At 66.7% G+C, this 26,775-nt stretch carries 24 protein-coding genes; 9 read left to right on the top strand and 15 right to left on the bottom strand.

What is annotated here, in order from left to right; translation table 11 throughout:
• The first annotated feature begins 148 nt into the window (after window positions 1-148).
• The gene (locus LGR54_RS08190; protein WP_230361440.1) at window positions 149-697 is read left to right on the top strand and encodes a hypothetical protein; all 549 of its coding nucleotides are present in this window, start codon (window positions 149-151) and stop codon (window positions 695-697) included.
• Between the two features lie 785 nt (window positions 698-1,482).
• Here LGR54_RS08190 and LGR54_RS08200 read toward each other — a convergent pair.
• The 8 genes from LGR54_RS08200 to LGR54_RS08235 all read right to left on the bottom strand — a co-directional run bounded on the left by LGR54_RS08200 (window position 1,483) and on the right by LGR54_RS08235 (window position 10,599).
• A complete protein-coding gene (locus tag LGR54_RS08200) occupies window positions 1,483-1,836 on the bottom strand; it encodes a cupin domain-containing protein (protein ID WP_230361441.1) in 354 nt (117 codons plus the stop codon).
• A 21-nt stretch (window positions 1,837-1,857) separates the two neighbouring features.
• Window positions 1,858-2,802 (bottom strand): glyoxylate/hydroxypyruvate reductase A, encoded by a 945-nt coding sequence (locus LGR54_RS08205; protein ID WP_230361442.1) that lies wholly within the window; start codon window positions 2,800-2,802, stop codon window positions 1,858-1,860.
• Complete coding sequence (locus LGR54_RS08210; RefSeq protein WP_230361443.1) at window positions 2,799-4,430, bottom strand: ABC transporter ATP-binding protein; 1,632 nt, start codon at window positions 4,428-4,430, stop codon at window positions 2,799-2,801. The genes LGR54_RS08205 and LGR54_RS08210 overlap by 4 nt, the downstream gene beginning before the upstream one ends.
• Window positions 4,427-5,269: an ABC transporter permease gene (locus LGR54_RS08215; RefSeq protein WP_230361444.1), complete on the bottom strand. Its 843-nt coding sequence runs from the start codon at window positions 5,267-5,269 to the stop codon at window positions 4,427-4,429. Before LGR54_RS08215 ends, LGR54_RS08210 begins: the two co-directional genes overlap by 4 nt.
• A complete protein-coding gene (locus tag LGR54_RS08220; RefSeq protein WP_230361445.1) occupies window positions 5,266-6,213 on the bottom strand; it encodes an ABC transporter permease in 948 nt (315 codons plus the stop codon). The genes LGR54_RS08215 and LGR54_RS08220 overlap by 4 nt, the downstream gene beginning before the upstream one ends.
• On the bottom strand, window positions 6,213-7,820 hold the full coding sequence (locus LGR54_RS08225) for an ABC transporter substrate-binding protein (RefSeq protein ID WP_230361446.1): 1,608 nt from the start codon (window positions 7,818-7,820) through the stop codon (window positions 6,213-6,215). Before LGR54_RS08225 ends, LGR54_RS08220 begins: the two co-directional genes overlap by 1 nt.
• Window positions 7,821-7,969: 149 nt before the next feature.
• Window positions 7,970-9,259 carry an FAD-binding oxidoreductase gene (locus LGR54_RS08230; RefSeq protein ID WP_230361447.1) on the bottom strand — a complete coding sequence of 430 codons (1,290 nt, stop codon included), beginning with the start codon at window positions 9,257-9,259 and terminating at the stop codon, window positions 7,970-7,972.
• A gap of 8 nt (window positions 9,260-9,267) precedes the next feature.
• The gene (locus LGR54_RS08235; protein WP_230361448.1) at window positions 9,268-10,599 is read right to left on the bottom strand and encodes a glutamine synthetase family protein; all 1,332 of its coding nucleotides are present in this window, start codon (window positions 10,597-10,599) and stop codon (window positions 9,268-9,270) included.
• A gap of 87 nt (window positions 10,600-10,686) precedes the next feature.
• Between LGR54_RS08235 and LGR54_RS08240 the strand changes: the two genes are divergently transcribed.
• Complete coding sequence (locus LGR54_RS08240) at window positions 10,687-11,367, top strand: GntR family transcriptional regulator (protein WP_230361449.1); 681 nt, start codon at window positions 10,687-10,689, stop codon at window positions 11,365-11,367.
• A 580-nt stretch (window positions 11,368-11,947) separates the two neighbouring features.
• A complete protein-coding gene (locus LGR54_RS08245; protein ID WP_370638165.1) occupies window positions 11,948-13,558 on the top strand; it encodes an arylsulfatase in 1,611 nt (536 codons plus the stop codon).
• Between the two features lie 180 nt (window positions 13,559-13,738).
• Here LGR54_RS08245 and LGR54_RS08250 read toward each other — a convergent pair whose 3' ends face one another.
• Complete coding sequence (locus tag LGR54_RS08250) at window positions 13,739-14,122, bottom strand: nuclear transport factor 2 family protein (RefSeq protein WP_230361451.1); 384 nt, start codon at window positions 14,120-14,122, stop codon at window positions 13,739-13,741.
• Between the two features lie 401 nt (window positions 14,123-14,523).
• Between LGR54_RS08250 and LGR54_RS08255 the strand changes: the two genes are divergently transcribed.
• Complete coding sequence (locus LGR54_RS08255) at window positions 14,524-14,916, top strand: RidA family protein (RefSeq protein ID WP_230361452.1); 393 nt, start codon at window positions 14,524-14,526, stop codon at window positions 14,914-14,916.
• 402 nt (window positions 14,917-15,318) lie between these two features.
• On the opposite strand, the gene LGR54_RS08260 is transcribed toward LGR54_RS08255, so the two are convergent.
• Window positions 15,319-16,230 (bottom strand): LysR substrate-binding domain-containing protein, encoded by a 912-nt coding sequence (locus LGR54_RS08260; RefSeq protein ID WP_230361511.1) that lies wholly within the window; start codon window positions 16,228-16,230, stop codon window positions 15,319-15,321.
• Between the two features lie 120 nt (window positions 16,231-16,350).
• Between LGR54_RS08260 and LGR54_RS08265 the strand changes: the two genes are divergently transcribed.
• Together LGR54_RS08265 and LGR54_RS08270 are read left to right on the top strand one after the other, a co-directional pair.
• Window positions 16,351-17,553 carry an MFS transporter gene (locus tag LGR54_RS08265; protein ID WP_230361453.1) on the top strand — a complete coding sequence of 401 codons (1,203 nt, stop codon included), beginning with the start codon at window positions 16,351-16,353 and terminating at the stop codon, window positions 17,551-17,553.
• 40 nt (window positions 17,554-17,593) lie between these two features.
• The gene (locus LGR54_RS08270) at window positions 17,594-18,778 is read left to right on the top strand and encodes a serine hydrolase domain-containing protein (protein ID WP_370638166.1); all 1,185 of its coding nucleotides are present in this window, start codon (window positions 17,594-17,596) and stop codon (window positions 18,776-18,778) included.
• Window positions 18,779-18,899: 121 nt separating this feature from the next.
• Here the strand turns inward: LGR54_RS08270 and LGR54_RS08275 are convergent, their stop codons facing one another.
• The 4 genes from LGR54_RS08275 to LGR54_RS08290 all read right to left on the bottom strand — a co-directional run bounded on the left by LGR54_RS08275 (window position 18,900) and on the right by LGR54_RS08290 (window position 22,118).
• Window positions 18,900-19,421 (bottom strand): DUF302 domain-containing protein, encoded by a 522-nt coding sequence (locus tag LGR54_RS08275; RefSeq protein WP_230361454.1) that lies wholly within the window; start codon window positions 19,419-19,421, stop codon window positions 18,900-18,902.
• Window positions 19,422-19,483: 62 nt separating this feature from the next.
• Window positions 19,484-20,203, bottom strand: coding sequence for a hypothetical protein (locus LGR54_RS08280; protein WP_230361455.1), 720 nt, complete (start codon window positions 20,201-20,203; stop codon window positions 19,484-19,486).
• Window positions 20,204-20,214: 11 nt separating this feature from the next.
• Window positions 20,215-21,039 (bottom strand): alpha/beta fold hydrolase, encoded by an 825-nt coding sequence (locus LGR54_RS08285; RefSeq protein ID WP_230361456.1) that lies wholly within the window; start codon window positions 21,037-21,039, stop codon window positions 20,215-20,217.
• A gap of 59 nt (window positions 21,040-21,098) precedes the next feature.
• Entirely contained in the window at window positions 21,099-22,118 is a 1,020-nt protein-coding gene (locus tag LGR54_RS08290; protein WP_230361457.1) for an alcohol dehydrogenase, read from the bottom strand.
• Window positions 22,119-22,557: 439 nt separating this feature from the next.
• Between LGR54_RS08290 and LGR54_RS08295 the strand changes: the two genes are divergently transcribed.
• Window positions 22,558-23,277, top strand: coding sequence for a hypothetical protein (locus LGR54_RS08295; protein ID WP_230361458.1), 720 nt, complete (start codon window positions 22,558-22,560; stop codon window positions 23,275-23,277).
• A gap of 8 nt (window positions 23,278-23,285) precedes the next feature.
• Here the strand turns inward: LGR54_RS08295 and LGR54_RS08300 are convergent, their stop codons facing one another.
• Window positions 23,286-24,227: a GlxA family transcriptional regulator gene (locus LGR54_RS08300; RefSeq protein WP_230361459.1), complete on the bottom strand. Its 942-nt coding sequence runs from the start codon at window positions 24,225-24,227 to the stop codon at window positions 23,286-23,288.
• Window positions 24,228-24,440: 213 nt separating this feature from the next.
• Between LGR54_RS08300 and LGR54_RS08305 the strand changes: the two genes are divergently transcribed.
• Both LGR54_RS08305 and LGR54_RS08310 read left to right on the top strand, forming a co-directional pair.
• Complete coding sequence (locus LGR54_RS08305) at window positions 24,441-25,538, top strand: major royal jelly family protein (RefSeq protein WP_230361460.1); 1,098 nt, start codon at window positions 24,441-24,443, stop codon at window positions 25,536-25,538.
• Between the two features lie 46 nt (window positions 25,539-25,584).
• A complete protein-coding gene (locus tag LGR54_RS08310) occupies window positions 25,585-26,598 on the top strand; it encodes a zinc-binding alcohol dehydrogenase family protein (protein WP_230361461.1) in 1,014 nt (337 codons plus the stop codon).
• The last annotated feature ends 177 nt before the right edge of the window (window positions 26,599-26,775 follow it).

Genomic DNA, 26,775 nt, shown 5'->3' on the forward strand with positions numbered 1-26,775 from the left:
CAATTGGTGGCAGCGATCGTCGAAAGCTCGAAATACGGCTGCCTGAGCGTGGTGCAAAACCATGCCCGGCGTCATCGCGCCCGGCTCCACTCCGCGCCGTGATCGACCGCCGTGAACCAAGGCAAGCCGTGATCGAAAAGGCCAAGTCATGAAAGTCCTCACCGACCAGATCCTCTCGCAATCCGCCTATTCGGCGGAGATCGATGTCCCGCTGGAGACGGTCGACATCGCCGGCTGGCTGTTCACACTGCCGGAGGCGGAATATCTGCGCTGCTGCCCGCCCGACCACATCGGCTCCGGCATCACCACCACCGATGACGGCCGCCCGATGGTCATCAACGTTGAGATGATCGGCAGCGGACTGGTCATCCAGCACTATGTCGCCGAGGAGGCGACACCGAGCTACTGCCGGATGAACTCGATCTCCGACGTGTTGACCCCGGCCGGGCGCACGCAGGTCAACGTGATCTGGGAGCTGATCGCCGAGGCGGCCGAGGGCGGGCGCACCCGCTACACCAACCGCGTCACCTCGCACCCGACCGACGTGTTCATGGATTTCCTTGCCGCGCACGGTCAGACATTCGAACAGGCGGCCGTGGCCCGGCAGGCGGCGGGGGGCGACCATAATCGTCGCGAAACGCCGCTCTTCGCCGCCAGCATCGCGCGCCGGGCACTAGGCAAGCCCGCCGGGAAATGAAGCCGTCATATTGGATGCATCGAGCGTCCGAAGGCCGATGCTCCGCCGAGCCGGAAGACTCTCCCACCGGGTTGGAAGGCTAGCCACACGGCATAACCGCCGACACGGTGCCACGCCGATGCCTGCCGGCTGATACGCTGCGGACCATCGACCAGGTGAGAGGGGCGCCACGCGCCGCCCCTTTTTTGCTTGCGGCCCCACGCTTTGCCAGCCGCTCCCGGATCGACGACGGCAACTGCCGAGCGACGCAATGAATTGCGGTTCTTGCCTTACCACGGATGGCCCCCGGGTCTTTCGAGCGGACCATCCGCTTTCACTGCGCCGCGAGCGCTCGCTGCGGTTATCGGCGGCGCCGGATGCTTCGGCCGCGGCCGCGCCTTCGCCCCGGAGCGCGATCTGCTCTTGAATGCGCCTCGCCGACACGACGTGGCCCTGGCGCGCGACGCTACCCTCCTTCCCTAGTCGATGGCGCGGCTACCGGATGGGCGCCCGGCATGGCCGCCCATCCGCAAGCTTGCATCGTCGGGACGGATGCGCCGGTAGCGGACGCTGGTGCGATCGACGCACAGCACCTGGCACGCCCGACGCTGGCTCACCCCGTGCGCGGCACGGGCATGAGCCACGGCTTTTCGCCGTGCATCGGGCGTCGCCATTTTGAGCTGACATTCCTCAGGATGCAGAAGGCGGCCGAGGAGATGCCGTGCTCGCGTTACACATCGGCGGTCTTCGACGGCCCCCCCAAATCTGAAGGAAGTTCGGAGAGCTCAGGTCAAAGGACGCGGCACCTATGCCTGATAGGTAATCCAGATCTTGCGCGTGGGCTCGATGACGGTCCACACACCGCGAAATCCGGGGCGCATCACGAAGCTGACGCCCGGCTTCAGCACCACCGTCTCGCCGCCGTCCTCGGTCAGCTCCGAATGACCGGAGACGATGTGCATGAACTCCCAGCAATCCTTGACGACGTTCCAGGAGCCCGGCGCGACCTCCCAGACACCGCTCTCGACCTTGCCATCCGGGGTCTTTTCCAGATCCCAGGTCATGTTGCTGGGGTTGCCGGCGAGGATGCGCTCCGGCAGCGGCGCGCCGAGGACCGGTTCGCCGGGGTTCGCTGCGTCGATAACAAGAAGGGTGCTCATGATGGGTTCTCCGTTCGAATGTCAGTAGCCACGGGCGCGCTCGCCGACCGGCTCGGGCGGCAGGCCGTTCTCGATGCGGACGATGTTGGCGGTGACCGCCTCGCCGCAGATCTCGGCATTGCCGTCGCTGCCGATATGCGGCGTGAGGCGCACCTTCGGGTGCGTCCAGAACGGGCTGTCGGCCGGCACCGGCTCGGGATCGAACACATCGAGCGTCGCCCCGGCGAGATGCCCGGAATCGAGCGCCACCAGCAAATCCGCCGCGACGAGATGGTTGCCGCGCCCGAGATTGATCACCACCGCCCCCTTGGGCAGAGCGGCGAATAGCCCGGCATCGAGGAGGCCGACCGTGTCGGTGGTGGCCGGCAGGATCGAGACAAGGAAATGCGTCTGCGCCAGCATCTCCTTCAGCCCCTCGGCGCCGGAGAAACCGGTCACGCCCTCGATGCGGCGCGCGCTGCGCGACCAGCCCAGCACGGAGAAGCCCAGCCCCGCCAGCGCCCGGGCCGCTGCGCCACCCATCTCGCCGAGGCCGAGTATGCCGACCTTGAGCGCCGCCTTGTCGCGGATCTGCAGGAAGCGCCATTCGCCCCGTGCCTGCTGCGCCGCCGCGACGTCCATCATCCGGTAATAGTGCAGCACCACGTGCAGCACGTAGTCGCGCATCTGCTCGCGGGTCTTGTCGTGCATCAGCCGCACGATCGGAGGGCCGGGCGGCAGTTGGGGATCGGCCAGCACATGGTCGATGCCGGCGCCCATGGAGAAGATCGCTTCGAGATTGGGCAGGTTCGCCATCAGGCCGGGCGTCGGCTTCCACACCAGCGAATAGGCGATGGTAGCGGGATCGTAGCCCTCGCCTTCCGCATGCACGACGAGGTCGGGCATCTGCGCGGTGAGCGCGGCGCGGTAGGGCTCGGGATCTTCGCCGGTGGCAGCGATGAGAAGCGCCCGTGTGTCACGGTTCATGTCGATCTCCGGTCTGGGGTCTGCGTCGCCCGGGCGGCGATCACGCCGTCGAGCCAGCCGAGGCGCAGCTCCGGCACGGCGCGGATCAACGCCTCGGTATAGGGATGGTAGGGCGGGTTCAGCACCTGCCGGGCGGGACCGGCGGCGACGAGAGCGCCGTGGCGCATCACCGCCACATGGTCGGCCAGCGCTTCGACCGCGCCGAAGTCGTGGGTGATGAACAGGTAGCTCACCCCCTGCTCCGCCTGGAGCCGCGCCAGCAGCTTGAGCACGCCGTCGGCGACCAGCGGGTCGAGCGCGCTGGTCACCTCGTCGCAGACGATCAGCCGGGGCCGGGCGGCGAGCGCGCGGGCGATGCACACACGCTGCTTCTGCCCGCCGGAAAGCGCGCCGGGGCGGCGCTCTGCGAATTCGGGCTTCAGCTCCACCTGCTCCAGCAGGGCGGCGACAGCCACGTCCCGCGCCGCACCGCGCAGGCCCTGGAAGCGGGAGAGCGGCGCACCGATGATCTCGCCGACCCGCTGGCGCGGATTGAGCGCGAGGTCGGGGTTCTGATGCACCATCTGGATGTCGCGGAGGTCGTCAAGGGGACGCCGGTGCATGTCCGGCTCCAGCCTCCGCCCGGCGAAGGCCAGACTTCCCGCCCGGTGCGGCAGCAATCCGCAGATCACCTTGCCGAGCGTCGACTTGCCGGAGCCGGATTCGCCCACCACCGCCAGCGTGCGGCCCTGCGGCACCACGAGGTCGAGTTTCTCGATGATGCTGACATTGCCGTAGCCGGCGGCGATACCCTTCAACTCCAGCAATGGCGGGCGCTCTGGCTGGGGCGCATGGCGAAGGTTGCGGGCGGCGATCAGCCGACGGGTATAGTCGGCGGTCGGCGCCTCGATCACCTGCGCCGTCGACCCGCTCTCGACCATCTTGCCATGCCTGAGCACGAGGATGGCATCGGCCATCTGCGCGACGAGGGCGAGGTCGTGCGAGATGTAGAGCCCGGCCATGCCCTCCTCGCGGATCGCTTGGCGCACCGCCAGGATCACCTCGATCTGGGTGGTGACGTCGAGTGCGGTGGTCGGTTCGTCGAACACGATGAGGTCGGGACGGGCGCACATCGCCATCGCCGTCATGGCGCGCTGGAGCTGGCCCCCAGAAGCCTGGTGCGGGAATTTCTCGCCGAAGGTCTCCGGCGAGGGCAGCTCCAACCGGGCGAACAGCTCGATCGCCCGCTGCCGTGCCTGCGCGCGGCTCATCAACCGGCGTTGCACGCTGGTCTCGATCACCTGGTCGATCAGCCGGAAAGCGGGATTGAAGGCGGAAGCCGCCGACTGCGCGACATAGGCGACGCGCCGGCCGCGAATGTCGCGCAGCAGTGCCGGCCCGCCCTTCAACAGGTCGACGCCGTCGAGCTTCACTTCGCCCGAGCGCACATAGGCGCCGCCGCGCACCGCGCCAAGCGCGGTCAGTCCCAGCGTCGACTTGCCGGCGCCGGATTCGCCGATCAGCCCCATCACCTCGCCCCGGCCGAGGGTGAGCGAGATGTCATCGAGGATGGTCGCGATGCCGCCATTCGGCAGCACCGCCTCGACATGGAGGCCTTTGATCTCCAGCAGCGGTGCGGAACCGTTCATCGTGCGCCTCCGCGCCGGGCGACCACGTAGTCGCCGATCAGGTTCACGCTGATGGCGAGCAGCGCAATGAACGCCGCCGGCACCAGCGGGGTGAGCCGGCCGTAGTTCAGCGCCCCGACATTCTCGCGCACCATGCCGCCCCAGTCGGCGGTCGGCGGCTGTACGCCGAGCCCGAGGAAGGACAGCGAGGCGACGAACAGGAAGGCGAAGACGAAGCGCAGCCCGAATTCGGAGATCAACGGGATCGCCGCATTGGGCAGGATCTCCCGCCACATGATGCGCGCCGTGGAATCCCGCCGCAGGCGGGCGACGTCGACGAAGTCGCGCGCGGCGATGTCGACGCCGAGCGCCCGCGTCAGGCGGAACACCCGCAGGCTGGCGATGAAGGCCGCGACCAGCGTCAGCGTCACCAGCGAGGTTCCGGACACGCTGAGCGCCAGAAGTGCCAGCACCAGCGGCGGCAGCGCCATGAACAGGTCGACGACGCGGCTGATGACGGCGTCCGCCCAGCCGCCCAGCGTCACCGCGGCGAGGCCGAACGCCCCGCCCACCATGAAGGCCAGCGTGACGATGGCGAGCGACAGCCCGATCGAGGTGCGGGCGCCGAAGATGATACGCGAGAGCATGTCGCGCCCGAGTTGGTCGGTGCCGAGCGGATGGGCGAGGTCCGGCGCCTGCCAGGGCATGGCGACGAGGTCGGCCTCGCCATAGGGGGCGATCCAGTCGGCGCCGAGCGCGCAGACGAGGCAGGCGAGGCAGAACAGCGCCGCCAGCATCACCGGCACGCCGGAAAGGCGCGAGGGTGCGGCGGGGCGCGAGGTGGCATCGGTGAGGCTCATCGCGCGTATCTCAGTCGGGGATTGAGCGCGATCGCCAGGAGGTCGGCGATCATGTTGAGCAGGATGTAGGTGGCGGCGAAGATCAGCCCGCAGGCCTGCACAACGGTGATGTCCTGCTTCGACACCGAATCGACCATCAGCTGTCCCATGCCGGGATAGGCGAAGATGGTCTCGACGATGATCAGCCCCACCACGAGATCGGCGAGGTTGAGCACCACCACGGCGGCGATCGGGCTCATCACGTTGGGCAGGACATGGCGCACCACCACCTGCCATTCCGGCAGGCCCTTGAGCAGCGCGGTGCCGACATAGTCGGAATCCATCACCGAGACGATGCTGGCTCGCGTCATGCGGATCATGTGGGCGCAGGAGGTGATCACCAGCGTCATCACCGGCAGCACCAGCAGCGGCCACATCCGCTCGAAGCTCATGCCGGCGGTGACGATGGAGATCGACGGCACCCAATGCAGGTTCACCGCGAACACCGCGATCGCCATGTAGGCGAAGAAGAATTCCGGCGTCGCCACCGTCACCATCGACAGGACGAGGATGGCGCGGTCAAACAGCCGGTCGCGGAAGATCGCCGCCAGCGTGCCGAGCCCGACCGCCAGCGGCACCGCGATCAGTGCCGCCGCGCCGGCAAGCATCAGCGTGTTCTTCAGCCGCGTGGCGATCAGCGGGCCGATCTCGCGGCCATTGGTCAGCGAGGTGCCGAGGTCGCCGCGCATCAGCCCGGCGAGCCAGTCGAGATAACGCGTGAGCGCGGGCGCGTCGACGCCGCGCGCCCGGCGCAGCGCCTCCACCGCCTCCGGCGTCGCCGAGGAACCGAGCAGCTTCGTCGCGAAGTCGCCCGGCAGCAATTCGCCGGCGAAGAACAGGAGGGCGGAGGCCAGGAGGACCAGAACGATCCCCATGGCCAGCCGCTTGGCGAGTATCGCGGTCATCAGCCTTCCAGCCAGACGCGTTCGGTGAAGCGGGCGCCCATCAGGTACCAGGACGGGGTGGGCACCAGCCCCTTCACGCGCGGGCTGTAGGCATCGATGAAGTCGGCGAACACCGGTACCACATGGCCGCTGTCGCCGTGGATGAGGCCCTGCAGCTCGCCATACATCTGCTTGCGCTTGCCGGCGTCGAGCTCGCCGCGCGCCTGCACCAGCAGTTCGTCGAACTTGGCGTTGGACCAGAAGGATTCGTTCCACGGCGCGGTCGAGGCATAGACCATCGACATGATCATGTCGGCGGTCGGCCGGCCCATCCACACGCCGGTAGTCAGCGGCTTGTCGACGTTGAGCCACACCTGGTCCCAGTAGCCGTCGGCAGGCTGGCGGACCACGTCGATGGTGATGCCGGCCGGCAGCGCCGCCTGGCGGTAGAGCTGGCCGACATTGGCGGAGTTGGCGAAGGTGGCGTCGGAGGTGTTCAACTCGATCTTGAAGCTGTCCATGCCGGCCTTCTTGAGGAAGAACTTGGCCTTCTCCGGGTCGTAGGGGTTCTGCGCCAGCGAGGCGTCGAACATCGGGTCGGTCTGGGCGAGCGGGTGGTCGTTGCCGATCTTGCCGTTGCCGCGCAGCACGATGTCGAGGATCTTCTGGCGGTCGATGGCGTATTTCATCGCCTGCCGCAGATTGGGGTCGGTGAACGGCCCCTTCTTGCAGTTCATGGCGTAGCTCCAGAACTGCCCGCCCGACGAGTTCACCACCTGCACGCCGGCATTGCCCTTGAGCATCTCCACCGCCGCCGGGTCGACGAGGCCGAGCGCGTCGATCTGGCCGGACTGGAGCGCGGCGATGCGCGCCTGCGTGTCATTGAGGACGAGGAACTCGACCTCTTCGACATGGGCGCGGCCGGGCTTCCAGTAATTGGCGTTGTGGGTCCAGGTGGCGCGCACGCCGGGCTCGAAGGAGGTCTGCTTGTAGCCGCCGGTGCCGACCGGCTTCATCCAGTCCTCGAAACCATCAGGCGTGATCGCCATGTGGTCGCCGGTGAAGTTGTAGGGGAAGTCGGCGTTCGGGCTCTTCAGCGTGACGAGGATCTGGTTGGCGTCGAGCTTCTTGATGTCGGCGATGGCCGCCATCAGGCTCTTGGCGCCGGACTGGGACTTCTCGCCGCGATGGCGGTTGATCGAATAGATCACGTCGTCGGCGGTGAGCGTCTTGCCGTTGTGGAATTCCACGCCCTTGCGGATGTTGAACACCCATTCCGTCGCGCCGGGCTTGGCCTCCCAGCTCTCGGCGAGCTCGGGCTTGATGGTCTTGTCGGGGTTCAGTTCGACGAGGTGGTTGAAGGTCGTGTAGGCGGCCATCACACCGAACTCGTCCTGGCGCAGCGCCGGGTCGTTGGTGTTGGTGGTGGCGCCGAGAATGCCGGCGCGCAGCTGCCCGCCCTTCTTCGGCTCGTCGGCGCGGGCGGCGCCGGGCAGCAGCAGGCCACCGAAGCCGGCAGCGAGGCCGAGCGCAGCGGCCGACTTCATCAGGTCACGACGGCTGAGGCCATAGTGCGCGCCGCTCGCCGCGCCAGGCATGACGCGGATCTTTCCCATATCGTTGCTCATCTGGATCTCTCTGGAAGGGGCGGTCCGTTTCGGACGCTTGTGTGGAAGGCACGCGCCGGCACGACGGCCGGGAGGAAGGCGTGAAAGCGGTCTCCGCGCGCGGCGCGGGACGGCAGGAGGCCGGCAAAGCGGGGGATGCGGGAGGCGCGTCATCGCAGCTTCTCCCGCAGTTGGAAGTACCACATGCCAAGCGCGAGGGCCTGATGGGCAAGCGCTGCACCCATCGGCAGGCGCAGCCGCTTCACCGCGTCGAACACGTCGAATTCGGCCATGGTGCCGGTGATCGCCTGCGCCATGATCTCCGCGACGATGTGCGAAGTGGCGATGCCGTGGCCGGAATAGCCCTCGGCATAGAAGATGTTCGGCGCCACGCGCCCCAGATGCGGGATGCGGTTGGCGATGATCCCTGCCTTGCCGGACCACTGGAAGTCGATGCCGATGCCCTTCAGGCGCGGATAGGTGCGCTCCAGCGCCGGGCGCAGCTCGGTGGCGATGTCGGCGCTGTCGCGGCCGGAATAATTGGTGCCGCCGCCGAAGATCAGCCGCCGGTCGGCGGTCAGTCGGTGATAGTCGAGCACGAAGCGGTTGTCGTAGACCGCGACGTCCAGCGGGTTGATCGCCCGCGCTGTCGCCGCGTCAAGCGGCGCGGTGGCGAGGATGCCGAGCGAGGCAGGGAACAGCACGCCGCGCATCCGGCCGCGGCCGAGGCGGTGATAGGCATTGCCGGCCAGCATCACCGTGTCGGCACTCACCCGTCCCCGCGCGGTCTCGACGACCGGCCGCTTGCCGGGGATGAGGCGCGTCACCTCGCTGTCCTCGAAGAGGCGAACGCCGAGCGAGGCCGCGGCCTGCGCCTCGCCGATGACGAGGTTTAGCGAATGCACATGCATGTTGCGGCGGTTGTGCAGCCCGGCGAGGTAGATCGGCACCTCGAGCAGGGCCCTGAGCGCCTCGCCCTCGACGAAGGAGATGTCGGCGCCCATGCCGCGCGCGACCGCCTCGGCATGCATCGTCCGCAGTTCGGCGACGTGGGCCGGCTTGGTCGCCGCCTGCACATGGCCGTTCTTGAGGTCGCAGGGGATCGCATATTTCGCCACGCGGGCGCGGATGATGGCGTGGCCGCGCCAGCGCAAGTTCCAGATGTAGTCATCGGCCGCCTCGCCGAGCGTGCGGCGGAACTCGCGCGCCATGGCGACATCGCCGGAGAGCGAGCCGGTGATCTGGCCGCCATTGCGACCGGAGGCGCCCCAGCCGATGCGGTTGGCCTCCAGCACCACCACCTTCAGCCCGCGCTCGGCGAGTTCCAGCGCGGTGTTGATGCCGGTGAAGCCGCCGCCGACGATGCAGACATCCGCCTCGATGGACTCGGCAAGCGGCGGAAAAGGTGCGTAGGAATTGGCGGTGGCGGCGTAGTAGGAGCCGGTGTGGGGAAGTGCCATCGCCGGCCTCAGACGCTGTGCAGGTAGCTGCGATATTCGAGCTCGGAGATCTCCGCCTCGAACACCGCCAGTTCCTGCTGCTTGCAGGTGGCGAACATGGTGATGAAGTCGGCCGGGAACAGCCGGGCGACCAGGGCGCTCGCCTCGAAGACCTCGATCGCCTGCCGCCAGTCGGGCGGAATGGCGCGGCCGGCGGCCTTGTAGACATTGCCCTGCATCGGCGCCGGCGGCTCGGCGCCGGCCTCGATGCCGTCGAGCGCGGCGGCGAGGATGGCGGCGATCACCAGATAGGGATTGGCATCCGCCCCGGCGACCCGGTGCTCGATGCGCCGCGCCAGCGGCGGCCCGCCGGGGATGCGCACCGCCGCCGTGCGGTTCTCGTAGCCCCAGGCGGCAATGGTAGGAGCGAGCGTGCCCGGCCGCAGCCGGCGCGCCGAATTGCGATGCGGCGCGAAGATCAGCGTGGTGTCGTGCATCGCCTCCAGGAGACCCGCCACGGCGTGGTGCATCGTCGCCGTGCCGCGCGGCCCGCCATCGTCAAAGACGTTGCGTCCCTCGGCATCGACGAGGCTGAAATGCACATGCAGCCCGTTGCCCGAATGGTTCGGATAGGGCTTGGCCATGAAGCTCGCCGCCAGCCCGTGCCGGCGCGCGACATTCTTGACAATCTGCTTGAAGAACACGGTATCGTCGGCGATGCGCAGCACGTCGGGGCCGTGCACCAGATTGAACTCGTACTGGCCGGGGCCACTCTCTGAGATCGCCGCGTCGACCGCGACGCCGCAGGCTTCCGCCATCGCATAGACGTCGTCGAGAAAGGGCCCGACATTCGCCAGTTCCTGCAGACAGTAGATGGTGTCGCCGGCCCCGTCATGCGCCTCGGGCAGCGGGACGAGCGGGCGGGCGCGCGCCGCCTTGGGGTCGACGAGGTAGAATTCCAGCTCGGTCGCCGCTACCGGCGTCAGCCCGCGCGCGGCGAAGCGGCCGGCGATCTCGGCGAGCACGCGGCGCGGGTCGCCGAAGAACGGCTCGCCCGTTTCCAGCCGCATCCACATGGGCAGCAGCCGCGCCGGCGTGTCGGTCCAGGTCAGGGGCAACGGCCCCCGGCCGGTCGGCTCGACGATACCGTCGAGATCGCCGCGATCGAACAGCGAATTGCCGATGACATCGGTGCCCCAGATGTCGACGCCGATGGACGACATCGGCATGCGGATGCCGGCCTTGGCGAGCTTGCCGGCGGCATCGGCGCGCACCCGCTTGCCACGGAAGATACCGTTGAGGTCGCAATGCGCAGCGAGCACGAAGCTCGGCGGGACGGGACTCACGGCGTCGGCGGGCATTTGGCGGGCGTCTCCGGTGGCGTTCGATGACGTGTTATAATACGTAGCCATGTCATATAACAACGATCCGAAGGGATAAGACGGCTCATGAATGACGCCAGCAGCGAGTATCAGCCCGACACTGTGGCCGATGCGCTACACCGCGCCCTGCGCAGCCAGATCTGGGAAGGCGAGTTCATGCCCGGCGACCGGGTGTCGATCCGCGCCCTGGCGCAGGAACATGGTCTCAGCGTCATTCCGGTGCGCGACGCGGTGCGCCGGCTGGTGGCGGAGGGGGCGCTGCACTTTGCCGACAGCCGCACCATCGAGGTGCCGCGCCTCAGCCTCGCCAATCACCGCGACGTGGTCTTCGCCCGCATGCAGATTGAGCCAGAGGCGGCGCGCCGGGCCTTCGATCACCTGACCCAGGCTGATCTGAACGAGCTCGTGCGGCATGACACGCGGGTCAATACGGCCATCGAGACCGACGATCGGCGGCTCTACATGAAGAGCAATTTCGATTTCCACTTCCTGATCTACCGACGCGCCAACGCCCCGACACTGATGCGGATCATCGAGATGCTATGGCTGCAGGCCGGCCCGTCCATGCGCTACATATCGAGCCAGTACGGCTCGGCGGCCTTCGCCATCGATTACCACCGCGCCGCCACCGATGCGCTGTCGGCGCGCGACGGCGAGGGTTTCGTCGCCGCCATCCGCTCGGACATCGGCCAGGGCATGGAATATATCCTGCGCGCGGAACGCGAACTCATCGACCGCCCCCGCTAAGATCGCCCTTCGGCGCCGCGGACATCCAGGAACTGGTCGACTGAGCCGTCTTTGCCATGACGCCAATAGAAGTGAAAGCGCAGGTCTCGTCATGTGGGCCAGCCAGCCCATTTGACATGCGACTGCCCTCAGGGGCCGGAACAGCCGACATCGGATTGCGCTCCCGCGAGTGAAAATTGAGGGCAGCGAACCACGCAGCGATGGGAGCGAAAGCACATTTGGCACGCAGTCGCGCGCAAAAGAGCGCGCAATGCGCAACTCATTGAAACAGCGAATATTTATAAATCACCGCTTCACGATAAGTAAGCATTAATTACGTTATAATTTCAATTATCTTATCACTACCTTCTTATTCTTGACCTCTTGAGGTATGATCTTCGCTTCGTACGACGCTTAAGTTCGACGACTTCTTTGCAAATGAGCGACGGATACTCGTCGCCCAGGGAGCGGAGCTATGGATGCGTCAAGAAAATGTAGCGTTGGGCTACTGGCCGCCGCCGCGGCATTGACTGTGGCAGGAACGATAACGGTCGTAGCCCCGCCCGCCACGGCACAACAGCCGCCGAGCCGGCCGAACATCCTGTTCATCATGGGCGACGATATCGGCTGGATGCAGCCGAGCATCTATCATCGCGGCCTGATGGTCGGCGAGACCCCGAACATCGACCGCATCGGCCGCGAAGGCGCAGTGTTCACCGATTACTACGCCGAGCAAAGCTGCACCGCCGGGCGCAACGCCTTCTTCACCGGCATGCACCCCTTGCGCACCGGCATGATCCCTCCGCAGCTGCCCGGCAGCCCGTCCTATCTGCGGCCCGGCACGCCGGCGCTCGCGAAGTTCTTGCACGATCTCGGCTATTCTACCGGCGAGTTCGGCAAGAACCATCTCGGCGACCACACGGACGCGCTGCCGACGGCACACGGCTTCCAGGAGTTCTGGGGCTATCTCTATCACCTCGACGCCATGCAGGGCGTCAGTTTCCCGGACATCAACGCGACGCCGACGCAGCAGACGGTGGCGCCGCCCTGTCGCAACACGCCGGTGCCCGGCCTTGCCGACCCGGCCGGCGCCGTGGACCCCAAGACCACCATCTGCCTGACGCCGCCGCGCCCGGTGCTCGCCTGCACCTCGTCGGACGGCACCTCGGCCAATCAAACCTGCAAGGATGAAGGGCCGCTGACGCTGGAGCGCTCCAAGACCGTGGACGAGGAAATCTCCGCCAAGGTCATCGACTTCCTCGACCGCAACGACCCGCAAAAGACCAGCAAGCCGTTCTTCGTCTGGTACAACCCGGCGCGCATGCACATCACCACCGTGCTGTCCGACAAGTATATGGGCATGGTGGGCGAACCCGGCGGCAAGGACTGGGGCGTCAACGAAGCCGGCATGAAGCAGATGGACGACAATATCGGCCTCGTCCTGCAGAAGCTTCAGGAGATGGGCGAGCTCGACAATACGATCGTCGTCTTCACCACCGACAACGGCGCCGAGACCATCACCTTCCCGGATGGCGGCACTACGCCCTTCAAGGGCGGCAAGCTCTCGACCTGGGAAGGCGGGATGCGGGCGCCGCTGGTGGTGCGCTGGCCCGGGCACATCGCGCCCGGCACGCTGAAGACACAGATGTTCGCGTCGCTCGACTGGCTGCCGACGCTCGTCGACATCGCCGGCGGCGACAAGGGCAACGAGCTCAAGGCGCGGATCGAGCAGGGCAACTATCCCGGCATCGTCAAGACCACGCTCGACGGCGTCAACCAACGCGCCTATCTCGAAGGCTCCTCCGAAAAATCGGCGCGTGACACGTTCTTCTACTATTCCGGCAAGGACCCATCGGCGGTCCGCTACAAGAACTGGAAGATGTACTTCGCCATGGTGTCGGACTCGCCGGCCGGCTTCATCAGCGGCGTGATGCCTTATCACTGGACGCAGGTGGTCAACATCAAGCGCGATCCGTTCGAGACCTCGATCGGCGACCAGATGAAGACGCTATTCGGCATGGGCGGCGCCCTCGCCGGCCCGGTGACGGCCTATGTCTATGACTGGAACCTGCTGCCGATCGGCCAGGCACTGTGGCTGCGTGAGCTCGAGACCTATATCGACTATCCGCCGCTGCAGGATCCGGCCAGCTACAATCTCGAACAAGTTGTCCAGCAGGTCCGGCAGATGCGCAACAGTCGCGCCGGCGAATAGCGGTAGGGCCGGGACGCACTACGCCGCCGACGCTCACTAAGAAGCCGTCATCGCCGTTGGAACGGCGACGCGTGGTTCCATCTTGTGCATTTGCGCTGTCCACGAACTGTCGAGGAAGCCTTCCTTGCTCCGATGAATTCGCAGGGCAGTTCATCACGACCGAATAGTGTACTTGGCTCGTCAAAACATTCCGTTCGGATTGGCGGACGTTTCGGGCAGAACTTGCAGCACGTCCCAGTGTTCGACGATCTTTCCGCTCTCATCGAGTCGGAAGATATCGATGGCCGCGTAGTCGTGATCGCCCGGCCAGTGCTGGAGACAGTGCAGCACCACCAGATCGCCCTCGGCAATCGCCCGTTTCACCTCGACGCGCTTGCCCGGCCACTCGCGCGCCATGCGCTCGAAATACGCGATGAAGCCGTCCTTACCGGTCGCCACATGCGGATTGTGCTGGATGTACTCCTTGCCCACATAGCGATCGATTGCCTCCCGCGGCCGGCAGTCATTGAACATCAGCTCGTAGAAGGCGATCACATTCGCCTTGTTCTGCGTGGTGTCGCTCACTGTCTCCTCCGGTGCGTGGAAGGCGCGCAAGAACGTGACCTCCGGATGGCGACTCCGGAAGGCCAGATGCCGTGGATGCACTTCGCCCAAGGCATGACGGAGCGTGGATGCGCGCACCTTGCCCTGTACTGAACTCATGTCCCACTGAACGCCCTCGGGCACCGCCCCTCTATCGCGCCCAGAGCCTACCAACGGGCGCCCATCCGCAAGCCCATCGCAAGAACGCTCTCACACCCTATACGGTCCATAACCGTTGGGTATGAGGCTAATCACCCGACAACATATGGACGCGCTTGTGCGGACTGCTTCTGATCGCGGGAATTTGCCCCGCTTGAGATCCAGCGCGGTGGCAGCACCTTGACCCGGGCGCTGTGATCGCCGCACCCAACAGGAGCAGCCATATGGCCCAGCGTGACGCCGTTTTTCCCACCGGTCGACATGACCTCTACACGTCACAGACCTATTCGGCAGCGATCAGATCAGATGACCTCCTGTTCGTGTCCGGTCAGGTAGGCAGTCGCAGCGATGGCGCCCCCGAGCCGGACTTTGAGGCTCAGGTCCGTCTAGCGTTCGTCAATCTCGAAGCGACCCTGCAAGCGGGTGGATGTGGGCTTGACGATGTTGTCGACGTGACGACCTTTCATACCGACCCCGAAAATCAGTTCGGTACGGTCATGAAGGTCAAGAGCGACGTCTTCCCGGAAGCGCCCTATCCGAACTGGACCGCGATCGGCGTCAACTGGCTTGCGGGGTTCGACTTCGAGATCAAGGTCATCGCACGTATTCCGGGCTGAGTATCATCAGGTCAGAGTTTCGAAGAAGCGTGAGCGCGCGGTATGCCGCGTGGATTTTCACACGGCATATGGTTCGCCGCTGTGCGTGATCGGCATCATGGGAACGGAAAGAGCGCTGCGCTCCAGTTCCTGGGGCAGCAAGCGCGGCGCGCGCTCGCAGCGTGCTACAGCGCAGGCCGAGAGACGTCGGATTTCCCGACCTGCTAAGGACGGATGGACGTCCGCTGTATGGCGAGGGCAAGAGGTCCGCAATTGACGCTCAGGGAAAGCAAGGCTGCCTTATCGTACCGTCCCCGTCGTCAAAGGCCCACCGTCTTCCTCAAAGGAGGAGCCAAGATCGATGACGGACCACGCCCGGCGAAGGGGGGCGGGCGCGCAGGTCTCGGGGTCGAGCGTTCGAGATCAGCCCCTGCGCGACACAGGTGGCGGGTCGGCGAAGAGCGTCTTGGCCATGAAGGCGACGAAGGCAGCGATCTTGGGCGAGGTATGACGGCTCGCCGGCCAGAGGATGTGGAAGGCACCGACATCGGCGATGTACGCGTCGAGCACGCTGACCAGCGTTCCCCGCTCCAACTGCCGGCGCACGGCGAACAGGGGTAGGCAGGCGAGGCCGAAGCCTTCCTCAGCCAGGAAGATTTGTGGTTCCAGGGTGCTGGCGACGCTGGTGACCGGCAGATCGATCACGATCTCGCCTCCGTCCCGCCGCAGCGGCCAACGCTCCAGCTTTCCTGTCGAGGGAAAACGGTGATGGTGGCAGGCGTGCTGTGCCAGATCCTCCGGGTTTAGCGGCGTGCCCCTGGCGGCGAGATAGTCCGGAGAGGCGACGATACGGTGCGAAAAGGTGCCGAGCCTGCGCGTCATCAGGCGGGAATCCTGCGCCTCGCCGGTGCGGATCACGGCATCGAACCCCTCGTCGATCACGTCGACCAGCCTGTCGGTGAAGTCGAGATCGAGCTCGATCTCGGGGTACGCACGCATGAAGGCCATCACCGCCGGCATCATCAGCATGCCGATCAAGGGCAGGCTCACCCGGAGCTTGCCGCGCGGCGCCTCGCGCGTCTGCGAAAGTTCGAGCTCGGCTGCCTCGATCTCGCAGACGATCTTGCGACAGCGGTCGCGGAACAGGCTGCCTTCAGGGGTCAGCGTGATCGAGCGGGTCGAGCGGTGAAACAACCTGACGCCGAGCCGTTCCTCCAGCCGCGCCACCGCCTTGCCGATCGCCGAAGCCGACACACCGAGCTGGCGCCCGGCCGCCACGAAGCTGCGCGTCTCGGCCGCCTGCAGGAAGGCGCTGATCCCCGCCATCCGGTCGATCATCTTCATACCTCCGATTGCGGATCATTAAGTCCTTAAAGACCGGATCTCAAGAGCATTTCTCCGCCTCGCAGGTGCGCCTAGCGTTCGTCTCGTTCGAACCGAGGATTGGCGGGAATCATGACGACCGAGACGATTGTTTGCGCCGACACGGCGCCCAGCCCGCACGCAGCCGCAAAGTTGCCGATTTCGGGCCTGCTGGCGCTGGCGACGGCGGCGTTCATCACCATCCTGACCGAGGCACTGCCGGCCGGACTCCTGCCGCAGATGAGTGCCGATCTCGATGTTTCGCCCGCGCTCGTCGGCCAGCTCGTCACCGCCTATGCGGTCGGCTCGCTCCTGGCTGCGATCCCGCTGACGGCCGCGACGCAAGGCTTGCGTCGACGTCCGCTGCTGCTCTGCGCGATCGCGGGCTTCGCTGTAGCGAATACGTCGACAGCGCTGTCGACGGACTACACCCTGACGCTCGTCGCCCGCTTCATCGCCGGCGTCTCGGCCGGGCTGCTCTGGGCCCTGGTCGCGGGCTATGCCGCACGCATGGCGCCGGAGCATCTCAAGGGCCGTGCTATTGCGATCGCCATGGTGGGAACGCCGCTGGCGCTGTCTCTCGGCATCCCGGCAGGAACCTTCATCGGCGCCGTGCTGGGTTGGCGAATGACCTTCCTCGGCATGAGCTTTATGACACTGTTGCTGATCGTATGGGTGCTCTGGCAGGTGCCGGATTTCGCCGGTCAACCAGCGGAACGACGGGCGGGGTTTCGTCAGGTCTTCCGGCTGCCGGGCGTACGACCAATCCTGCTGGTGACGCTGCTCTTCGTGCTGGCGCACAACATTCTCTACACCTACATCGCGCCGTTCCTCGCCTCAGCAGGCCTGACACCGCGCGTCGATCTCGTTCTCTTCGCCTTCGGCGCCGCCGCGCTCGGCGGCATCGCGCTGACCGGCCTGCTGATCGACCGGCATTTGCGCAGCCTCGTTCTCGCGAGCACGGTCCTGTTCCTCGGCGCCAGCCTTTCTCTCGGTCTCTGGAGCGCCGAGCCGGGATCGGTTCTCGTCGCCGTCGCGGTCTGGGGCCTCGCTTTCGGCGGCGCCGCGACCCTGTTCCAGACGGCACTCGCCGAAGCCGCTGGCGATGCCGCCGATCTGGCGCAATCGATGCTGGTCACGGCCTGGAACACGGCCATTGCCGGCGGCGGGTTGATCGGGGGTGTGCTGCTCGACGCATTCGGCGTCACGGCTTTCCCATGGGCGCTGATCGCACTTCTGGTTCCAGTGCTCCTCATCGCCAACGCGGCGCGACGCCATGGCTTTCCATCTGCCTGATCGATCCGCCGCTCCATCGACCGTCATGAAGGATTCACCCATGCACGCGCTTACGCCGACCCCTGTCTACAGCCCTACCTCCGTGCAGGCGATGGGAGTGCGTCTCGACGCGGCCATCGCGCAGGCGATCGCCCAAAAGCGCATCGTCGGTGCCGTGGTGCTGGTCGCTCGCGATGGCGAGGTCATCTATCGCGGTGCCATGGGCATGGCGGATCGCGAGATGAACCGACCGATGCGGGAGGATGCCTTGTTCCGGCTGGCCTCGGTCTCGAAGCTGTTCGTGTCGGTGGCGGCAATGGCGCTCGTGGCGCAAGGACGGCTTTCGCTCGACGAGCCGATCACGACGTGGCTGCCCGCCTTCCGCCCCACGCTGCCCGGCGGCGAGCTCGCGACAATCACGCCCCGGCATCTGCTGTCTCACACCGCCGGTCTGAGTTATGGCTTCCTGGAGCCGGAGGACGGCCCTTATCATCGCGCCGGCGTCTCGGACGGCATGGACAGGCTCGATATCTCGCTCGACGAGAATCTGCGCCGCCTGGCTTCCGTCCCGTTGCTGTTCGCGCCGGGCACGGCCTGGACCTATTCGTTGTCGATCGATGTACTCGGCGCGGTCGTGGCTTCGGTGTTCGGCGCGTCGTTGCCGGACGCTGTTCGTGCGCTGATCACCCGGCCGCTCGGTCTCAACGATACGGGCTTCAGCGTTTGTGACTCTGCGAGGCTCACCGCGGCCTACGTCGATGATCAGCCCGAACCGCGCCGCATGCGCGGGCCCGATCGCATCCCGATGCTGGAAGGCCTTGCCGATATAATCATGGACCCGGCAAGGGCCTTCGACGCCGACGCCTTCCCGTCGGGCGGCGCCGGCATGATCGGTACGGCCGACGAGAGCTTACGCCTGCTGGAGACGTTGCGCCGCGGAGGTGGCTCGCTGTTGCCGCCGGAGCTGGTCGCGGAAATGACACGCGTCCAGACCGGCAGCCATCCCATCGTCGGCTGGCCGGGCTGGGGTTACGGTCTCGGGTTCTCGATCCTGAAGGATGCAGCCGAGGCGGGCACCCCGGAAACTCCTGGCACCTGGCGATGGGGCGGTGCCTATGGCCACTCCTGGTTCGTCGATCCCACAGAGAAGCTCAGTGTCGTCGCTTTCACCAATACGGCACTCGAGGGCATGTCCGGCGGCGGGCGCTTTCCGCAAGAGATCTGCCGGGCAGTCTACGGCCCATAATGTTCTTGCCCGCCGGCCACCAACTACGGGGTGCGGGCAGATCGCTGTCGCAGTCGGCCGCCCCCGGTCCAGAGTGTCGGCTTTCGGACGGACGCCCAGCGTCCGCTGTTGGGGCGAACGGCTACAACACCGCGTCCTCATTTGGCGCCGATGTGCCGGCCGCTGCGAGCAGCACCGCCTCGAGTTCCCGATCGAGATAGAGGCCCACTTGCTGGACGTCATCGTTCCCGAACTGGCCGAACAGCGACGACGGCCGATCATATTCGAACAGCACCTCGCCGCCTTCGGTCTCGTACAGCGCGACGCGCAGCGGCGCGTAGAGTGCCGCGCCGAGGTGATGGCGGGTCATCCTCGAGGCGGTGATCGGATTGCCGATCTCGTACTGGATCGCGTTCTTCTTGCCTCCCGCGATCGCGAGCAGGGCTCCGTGGTCACGTTCGAGGAAGATGAAAAGCTTGGGGCCGTGTGCCTCGTGCTCGTCGATGGCGGCCCGGTCCCCGCGGCTCAGCGAGGCGACGACGTTCGCATCCAGCTCCGGCAGGGCTGCCGCCAGCGCCGCGCGCACGTCGGCGAAAGGGCGCGCACAGGGGATGCGGACATGTTCGACGGCGATCTGCCGCGATGTGGTTTGGGGGAGAGGCATCAGTAGCTCCTTCCTGCAAAGTTGGCCGGGTCGCGCGCCCGTTCGTGGCCCGCGACCCTTGCTCACGCGAAGCGGTAATCGGCGATATCGACGCCGACGATCAGCGGCTCCGGCACCGGCATGTTGTCCGGCTGCCTTGGGAAAACCCTGAAGCCAGAAGGCAGCAGAATGCCCTCGACATCGACGTAAGCCAGGAGATAGCGCGCCGCCGCGTTGTTGCCCTGGATCTCCACCTCGTAGTCGTGGCGGCGGATCAGGCCGTCCGGGCCGACATACAGGGTCTGTTCCCGGCTATGAGTCGCGATGGTCGCGGGGAAAATCACACGCAACCTTCGCCAGACCTCGCCCTTTTCCGACCACGGCGCGATCTCCTCGGCCACCACGCCCGGCTGGGCGAGGATGAACGGCGAGGTCAGATAGGTCCACATCGTGTAGCCTGCGAAATAGGCGAGCTGCGGGTCGCTCCAATGGGTCTCCATCGCGAAGCCGGCGAAGCTCGCGCGCGGCTGCTCCAACCTCTCGACGACGGTGCCGTCGGGCGTCTCGATGCTCACCTCGTCCGGCGTGAAGCGCGAGCGGTTCGCCGTCGGGTGGAACGGCCAGTGCGACACCTCCTCCTTGAGGAGGTTCACCCGGACATTGGCATGGGCGAGCACGTCCGGCTTGCCCTTCAGGTCCCAGAGAATGCCGAACTGATGAAGCCGCGCCGTCAGGACGGAAAACCGACGGAAACGTTCCAGGCCGCCATGGGCCTCGATTACCTGCTGCTGGAGATCGTGCATGTGTCGGTCCCTCACGCGTCCAGGAAGGTGCGGCAATGGGCGACGAACCTCTCCGGGTACTGGAACAGCGCGCCGTGCCCGGAGTCCGGATAGAGGATGAGCTCGGCGTTCGGCATCGCCTTGAACGTGTTGTAGGCGTTGATGCTGGGAAACATGGTGTCGTCGCTGCCATGCACAATCAGAGTGGGCTGCCCGATGGAGCGCAGCGTCGCCTCGCCCTCGTCCTTGCTTGCGCACCAGCCGATGATCGCCTTCGCCTGCGGCTCGCTGACGTCGTCGCCGCTCTCCGGATCACGATCCTGCGTGCGGGCGGTGGCGCGGACGACGAAGGCGCGGCCGGCGTGCTGGCTCGCCTCGGAGGGCGTGAAGAACAGCGGCAGCCGCACATCCGGCGCGCCTTGGGCGAAGGCGTCCTCGACGACGGCCAGCAGATGCTCCTCGCCGCCACGCGGCGCCGCACCGGCGATGATGAGCTTGCCGATCAGGTCGGGATGCTGCACGGCGAGGAGCTGGGCCAGCATGCCGCCGAGCGAGAAGCCGAGAAGATCGACCCGCGCAAGGCCGAGGCCCCGGATGAAAGTCGCGGCATCGGCCGCCATCTGCTCCACTGTATCGGGCGTCCGGCCGGTCGAGGCGCCGACACCGAGATTGTCGAAGACGATGACCGGGCGGGTCTGAGCAAGAGCGTTCACCACGGCCGGATCCCAGGCATCCATCGTGCCGGTGAAATGCTGCAGCAGGACGAGCGGCGTTCCGGTTGCGGGGCCAAGGCGTCTGAAGGCGAAGCGCACATCGTCGATGCCGAGGAATTCGGTTTTTGCGGATTCAAGTGACATGGTCGGTCCTTCGCGAGCCGGGTGGCTCGACGTGATGACGGGTTAGGAGGCGCGCGCGGTCACATGGTGAGGACGATGCGGAAGCGGGCCTGGCCCGACATCATCTTCCGATAGGCCTCAGGGGCCTGTTCCAGCGGCATGGTTTCGATCATGGCGGCAACCCCGGCGAGCGAGCTGAAGCGCAGCGTGGCATCGGCCGTCGCCGGGTCGCCGGTCAGCGCCCCCTCTATGGATCGCCCGCCGAACAGCAGGTCCGCCGTCGACACCTCGACCGGCTCGGGGCTCGCCCCCAGCGCGATGATCCGACCGCGCGGCCGAAGCCCCCTCACCGCCTCCGCGACCACTGTGCCGCCGGACGCCGTCGCGACCACGAACTGGGCGCCGCCCAGCTTCTGCAACGCCTCGGCGATCGCGATGGTCGAGCTGTCGACATAGTGATGCGCGCCGAGCTTTTCCGCGAGCCCTCCCTTGTCGGGCCCACGGCCGATGGCGACGACCTCGAAGCCCATGCGTCGCGCGAACTGCACCGCGAGGTGCCCCAACCCGCCAATGCCGATAATGGCAACGAGATCGCCGGCGCGGGCCGGCGAGTTGCGCAAGGCGCTGAAGGTGGTGAGGCCGGCGCAGAGCAGCGGCGCGGCGTCTTCGGATGAGAGGCTGTCGGGGACCGACACCAGCCCGCTGGCCCGCGCCAGCATGTACTGCGCGTAGCCACCATCATGGTGGACGCCGGTGAATTCCTGGTTCCGGCAATTGACGAGGTCGCCCCTGCGGCACTCCTCGCAATGGCCGCAGCTGCCGCCGAGGAAGCCGACGCCGACGCGCTGCCCGAGCGTCCAGCCCTCGACATTGTCGCCGATCGCATCGATCACGCCCACCGCCTCATGGCCGGGCACGCGCGGCCAGGCGATGGGAAACGCGCCTTCGACCGTCCCAGCATCGGAATGGCAGACGCCGCAGGCCTGAACGCGCAGCCGCACTTGCCCGCTTGCCGGGGCGACGAGCGGCTTGCGCGTCAATTCGAGCCGGCCCGGCGCGACGGCCTGTACGGCGAGGTAGGTGTCCGACTGGCTCGGCATGGGAGCTCCCGCGATTGCGAACAGGGTGATGATCGATGAGGTGCCATCGGAAATCGAAGGCACCTGACACCCCGATTGAACATCACCGCCGCGCTGCGACGAAGGTCAGCAAAGCCATGTTTCCGGCCATCCTGTCGAGGATGCAGGCCGGAGTGAAAAGCGGTCATTCCCGAAACCGACCGTTAAAGTCGCCGGGAATCCCAGACCCTTTCAGAAAATCCTCGGCCCTTCCGCTCGCCAGTTCTGAACCTCTTTGCTTTCTTCACTTGGTCAGCCCGTAAGAAGATCGGGAATGACGCGGCCCAGCTGCCATGTTCCATCCCAGCCGCACCGAACACGGCCTGAAACAAGGCATCTATGTCGTTCAGTGCCGCCCGGGGCGCCGCCTAGGCTTCCTCCGCGGCCGCCCGCCATTTCGCGGGCCCCCAAGGAGAGCAGCATGACCCGACTTAAGGACCTTGCCATCGAGGCGCATGGCGGCCTCCAGCGCTGGCGGCAGTTCGACAACGTTTCCGCGGACCTCGTCCAGGGCGGCGTGCTGTGGGAGCTGAAGGGACAGCCCCACACTCTGGAGCGGACCACTGTGACCGTCGGGCTCAAAGAGGAATGGGCATCACACGCGCCATTTGGAGCGGATGGCCGACGTTCGCGCTTCACCCCCGGCCGGGTCGCTCTCGAGGCGGACGACGGCACAGCGCTCGACGAGTTGCTCCAGCCCCGGGCGAGCTTCGCGGGCCATACGCTGCAGACGCCCTGGAACGAGCTGCAGCTCGCCTACTTCGCCGGCTGCGCCATGTGGACCTATCTCAACGTGCCGTTCGTGCTGGCATGGCCGGGCGTGGAGAGCGAGGAGCTCGAACCCTGGCAGACCGAGGGGGGCGACTGGCGCCGTCTCGCGGTGCGGTTCCCGGCGAACATCGCGACGCACAGCCCCGTGCAGACGCTCTATTTCGACGGCGACGGGCTGCTCAAGCGTCACGACTACGATGTCGAGATCGCCGGCAACACGCCCGGCGCCCACCTCGTCTCGAACTATGAGGAGGTGTCCGGCATCAAGTTCCCGACCAGACGGCGCATCTTCGCCCGCCAGCCCGACGGCAGCTTCAGCCGGGACCCGCTGGTGGTCTCGATCGACCTGTCCAACATCCGCCTCGGCTAGCCGGGCGCCTAGAGCGCGGCGACAGGCCCGGCCTCGCTGCGGATCGCCCTCGGCACCTCGCCGAGCACCCGGAGGAAGGACAGCCGCATGCGCTCCCGGTTCGCGAAGCCCACTTCGCGGGCGATCACCTCGATGGGCAACCGGCTCTGCTCCAGCATCAGCCGCGCGGCCTCCACCCGCAGCGCCTCGACGGCCTTGGCCGGCGTCGTGCCGGTCTCCGTCCGGAACAGGCGGCTGAATTGGCGCGGGCTCAGGCAGGCGACGCCGGCCAGATCCTCGATGGTCAGTTCGTCGGCGAGATTCCGCCGCGCATGGTTGAGCGCCGCCTGGACCCGGTCCTCCTGCGGGCTAAGATCCAAGAGAGTGGAATGCTGGGATTGTCCGCCCGAGCGGCGGTGATACATCACCATGCCCTTAGCGACCGAGCGCGCGACCTCCGCTCCATGGTCGCGCTCGATCATGCCGACGACGAGATCGGTGCCGGCCGTCATGCCGGCCGACGTCCAGATCGGACCATCGGCGATGAAGATCTTGTCCATGTCGACGCGGCAGCTGGGAAAGCGATCCCGCAGGGCCTGCGCATAGCGCCAATGGGTGGTGGCGCGCCGGCCGTTCAGCAGGCCCGCATCGCCCAGCACGAACGAGCCGAGGCAGATGGCGGCGACGCGCCGGGTATCGCGCGCCGCAGCACGCAGGAGCCGGATCAGCCCCGGCGACGAGGTCGGTATCTCCAGCCCCGCCGCGACGAGCAGCGTGTCATAGGCGCTGGTGTCGAAGGCATCCGTCATCACCTGCATGCCGGACGAGGCGGCGATCAGCCCGCCTTGCTCCGACAGGATCCGAACGTCGTACAGCTTCCGGCCCGCCTGCTTGTTGGCGATGTCGAAGGCCGCCACCGCGCCGAAGCAGATGGGTTGGAACTCCGGGCACAGGACCAGACCGACTTTCATGCTTCCTCTCCGGAGTGGCTCACCGCGAATGTAGGGGGCCACAGCCCATCTGCAATCGCGTGGCCGGAATGATGGCATCTACGTCCTGTCGGACCGAGGCATCCCGCTGCTACCGCATGCATCGTGATCGCCCTCATCGGCAGGTGCCGCCCCCCTCGCCGCTCCGCCCGATGCCGGGCGGCCCCTCCTCCAAGGACGTTCAAGGCACCTGAGATGAACTGGATAACCACGCTTTCGGCCGCCACGATGATCCTGACCGCCGGCACCGCGATAGCGGGAGCGACGGCGACTACGACCGACATCGAGATCGCCGCCGAAAGCCACGACATGATCTGGAACGCCGTCGCGGTGGATCATGGTCGGGTCTTCGTGGCGGGCCCGCGCTGGACCGGCTCGAAAGGCCCGTCGCTCGCCCTCATCGACGGGCATGGGAACGCCCGGCCCTATCTGTCGCCGCAATGGAACGGCTGGACACCCGGCGCCGACAACGGCACCGCTTTCGTCAACGTGAACGCCATACATCTCGACGGCAAGGGTGGGCTTTGGGCGGTCGATACCGGCTCGCCGGAATTCGGCGGCGATCCGCTGCCGGGCGCCGCCAAGCTGGTGCGGATCGACCTCGCGACCGATAGCGTCGACCGGGTGATTCCGCTCGGGCCGGCGGCGGCGCTTGCCGGCAGCTATATCGACGACATCCGCTTCAACGGCGACCATGCCTATCTCACCGACGCCGGCAGGCCGGGGCTGATCGTGCTCGACCTGCGTGACGGCTCGACCCGCCGGGTCCTGGAAGGCCACGGGTCGGTGACGGCGCGTCCGGATCGAGACATCTTCCTCGACGGCCGGCCCTTGACGGGTCCCGACGGAAAGCCCCTCTACGTCCATAGCGATCCGCTCGAAGTCTCGCCGGATGGCAGATGGCTCCACTACGGGCCGCTGGAAGGGCCGTGGTCGCGCATCGAGACGCGCTTTCTGGACGATGCCTCGCTGTCGCCGGACGAACTCGCCGCAAAGGTCGAGCCCTGGGCCAACCTGCCGCCGGTCGGCGGGACGGCGATGGATTCGAACGGCGATCTCTATTTCGCCGATCTCGCCGCCAATGCCCTTCGCAAGCGCGCGGCGGATGGCACGGTGACGACGCTTCTCGTCTCGCCGGAACTGCACTGGGTCGACGCCCCCTTCATCGACACCGACCACGTCTTGTGGCTGCCGGTGCCGCAGATCGATCGCGCCGCCCTGTTCAACGGCGGCGCCTCGCAGATTCGCTGGCCCATCAGGCTGTTCCGCCTGCCGCTCGGCACCCGGCCGTGAGCGCAACTCGGCCCTCCGGCCAATCCACGATCCTCAGGAGATGAAGATGAAAGCAATCGGCTATCAGCAGCCCGGCCCCATCGATCGCGAGTCCGCGCTGGTCGACATCGAGCTGGAACGCCCGAAAGCAACGGGACGCGACCTTCTGGTCGAGGTCCGGGCCATCTCGGTCAATCCGGTCGACACCAAGGTGCGGCTCGGCGCCGCGCCGCCAGCCGGCGAGTGGAAGGTGCTCGGCTGGGACGCCGTCGGCCGCGTGGCGGAAGTCGGCGAGGCGGTGAGCGCCTTCAAGCCGGGCGATGAGGTCTACTATGCCGGCTCCATCGCCCGCGCCGGCGCCAACAGCCAGTTCCACCTCGTCGACGAACGCATCGTCGGCCACAAGCCGGCTTCACTGTCCCACGCCGAAGCCGCCGCGCTGCCGCTCACGGCGATCACCGCCTGGGAGATGCTGTTCGACCGTCTCGATATCCGCAAGCCGGTGCCGGGGGCAGCAAACGCGGTGCTCATCATCGGCGGCGCCGGTGGCGTCGGCTCGATCGCCATCCAGCTGGTGCGGGCGCTGACCGACGTGACGGTGATCGCCACCGCGTCGCGGCCGGAGACCCAGAGCTGGGTCAAGGAACTCGGGGCTCACCACGTCGTCGACCACGGCAAGCCTCTCGCCGAGCAGGTGGCGGCACTCGGCATCGGCGCGCCGGCCTTCGTGTTCTCGACGACCGAAACCCACCGGCACTTCAAGGACATCGTCGAGCTGATCGCGCCCCAGGGGCGGTTCGGGCTGATCGACGACCCTGACACGCTCGATATCATGTCCTTCAAGCGCAAGGCGGTGTCGACGCATTGGGAGTTCATGTTCACCCGCTCGCTTTTCCAGACGGGCGACATGGCCGAACAGGGCAAGCTGCTCGACGCGGTGGCTCGGCTGGTCGACGAGGGAAAGATCCGCACGACGGTCACGGAGATCCTCCGCCCGATCAATGCCGGGAACCTCGCGAAGGCCCATGCATGGCTCGAAAGCGGCAAGGCCAAGGGCAAGATCGTCCTCGAGGGCTTCTGACAGCTCCCTGCACGGTGCGACCGCCGTGCAGGGTTCCCTCTCCACAAGGCGCGCCATGCCTCGGCATGTCGTGCCCCCCGTGCTCCACCGTCCCTGGAGGCCGCTCCTCTGCGACGGATTTGCGTTCCACCGCGCTGCATGGAACGAAGGAATGGTACGGACCGAGGATCAGATCGA

It is taken from the genome of Ancylobacter sp. Lp-2 (genome assembly GCF_020523795.1).
GTDB lineage: Bacteria > Pseudomonadota > Alphaproteobacteria > Rhizobiales > Xanthobacteraceae > Ancylobacter.

What these genes read in the sequence shown, in the direction of transcription:
- LGR54_RS08190 (WP_230361440.1), top strand. Translation starts at nt 149, where the DNA reads ATGAAAGTCCTCACCGACCAGATCCTCTCGCAATCCGCCTATTCGGCG.
- LGR54_RS08200 (WP_230361441.1), bottom strand. Translation starts at nt 1,836, where the DNA reads ATGAGCACCCTTCTTGTTATCGACGCAGCGAACCCCGGCGAACCGGTC.
- LGR54_RS08205 (WP_230361442.1), bottom strand. Translation starts at nt 2,802, where the DNA reads ATGAACCGTGACACACGGGCGCTTCTCATCGCTGCCACCGGCGAAGAT.
- LGR54_RS08210 (WP_230361443.1), bottom strand. Translation starts at nt 4,430, where the DNA reads ATGAACGGTTCCGCACCGCTGCTGGAGATCAAAGGCCTCCATGTCGAG.
- LGR54_RS08215 (WP_230361444.1), bottom strand. Translation starts at nt 5,269, where the DNA reads ATGAGCCTCACCGATGCCACCTCGCGCCCCGCCGCACCCTCGCGCCTT.
- LGR54_RS08220 (WP_230361445.1), bottom strand. Translation starts at nt 6,213, where the DNA reads ATGACCGCGATACTCGCCAAGCGGCTGGCCATGGGGATCGTTCTGGTC.
- LGR54_RS08225 (WP_230361446.1), bottom strand. Translation starts at nt 7,820, where the DNA reads ATGAGCAACGATATGGGAAAGATCCGCGTCATGCCTGGCGCGGCGAGC.
- LGR54_RS08230 (WP_230361447.1), bottom strand. Translation starts at nt 9,259, where the DNA reads ATGGCACTTCCCCACACCGGCTCCTACTACGCCGCCACCGCCAATTCC.
- LGR54_RS08235 (WP_230361448.1), bottom strand. Translation starts at nt 10,599, where the DNA reads ATGCCCGCCGACGCCGTGAGTCCCGTCCCGCCGAGCTTCGTGCTCGCT.
- LGR54_RS08240 (WP_230361449.1), top strand. Translation starts at nt 10,687, where the DNA reads ATGAATGACGCCAGCAGCGAGTATCAGCCCGACACTGTGGCCGATGCG.
- LGR54_RS08255 (WP_230361452.1), top strand. Translation starts at nt 14,524, where the DNA reads ATGGCCCAGCGTGACGCCGTTTTTCCCACCGGTCGACATGACCTCTAC.
- LGR54_RS08265 (WP_230361453.1), top strand. Translation starts at nt 16,351, where the DNA reads ATGACGACCGAGACGATTGTTTGCGCCGACACGGCGCCCAGCCCGCAC.
- LGR54_RS08270 (WP_370638166.1), top strand. Translation starts at nt 17,594, where the DNA reads ATGCACGCGCTTACGCCGACCCCTGTCTACAGCCCTACCTCCGTGCAG.
- LGR54_RS08275 (WP_230361454.1), bottom strand. Translation starts at nt 19,421, where the DNA reads ATGCCTCTCCCCCAAACCACATCGCGGCAGATCGCCGTCGAACATGTC.
- LGR54_RS08280 (WP_230361455.1), bottom strand. Translation starts at nt 20,203, where the DNA reads ATGCACGATCTCCAGCAGCAGGTAATCGAGGCCCATGGCGGCCTGGAA.
- LGR54_RS08285 (WP_230361456.1), bottom strand. Translation starts at nt 21,039, where the DNA reads ATGTCACTTGAATCCGCAAAAACCGAATTCCTCGGCATCGACGATGTG.
- LGR54_RS08290 (WP_230361457.1), bottom strand. Translation starts at nt 22,118, where the DNA reads ATGCCGAGCCAGTCGGACACCTACCTCGCCGTACAGGCCGTCGCGCCG.
- LGR54_RS08295 (WP_230361458.1), top strand. Translation starts at nt 22,558, where the DNA reads ATGACCCGACTTAAGGACCTTGCCATCGAGGCGCATGGCGGCCTCCAG.
- LGR54_RS08300 (WP_230361459.1), bottom strand. Translation starts at nt 24,227, where the DNA reads ATGAAAGTCGGTCTGGTCCTGTGCCCGGAGTTCCAACCCATCTGCTTC.
- LGR54_RS08305 (WP_230361460.1), top strand. Translation starts at nt 24,441, where the DNA reads ATGAACTGGATAACCACGCTTTCGGCCGCCACGATGATCCTGACCGCC.
- LGR54_RS08310 (WP_230361461.1), top strand. Translation starts at nt 25,585, where the DNA reads ATGAAAGCAATCGGCTATCAGCAGCCCGGCCCCATCGATCGCGAGTCC.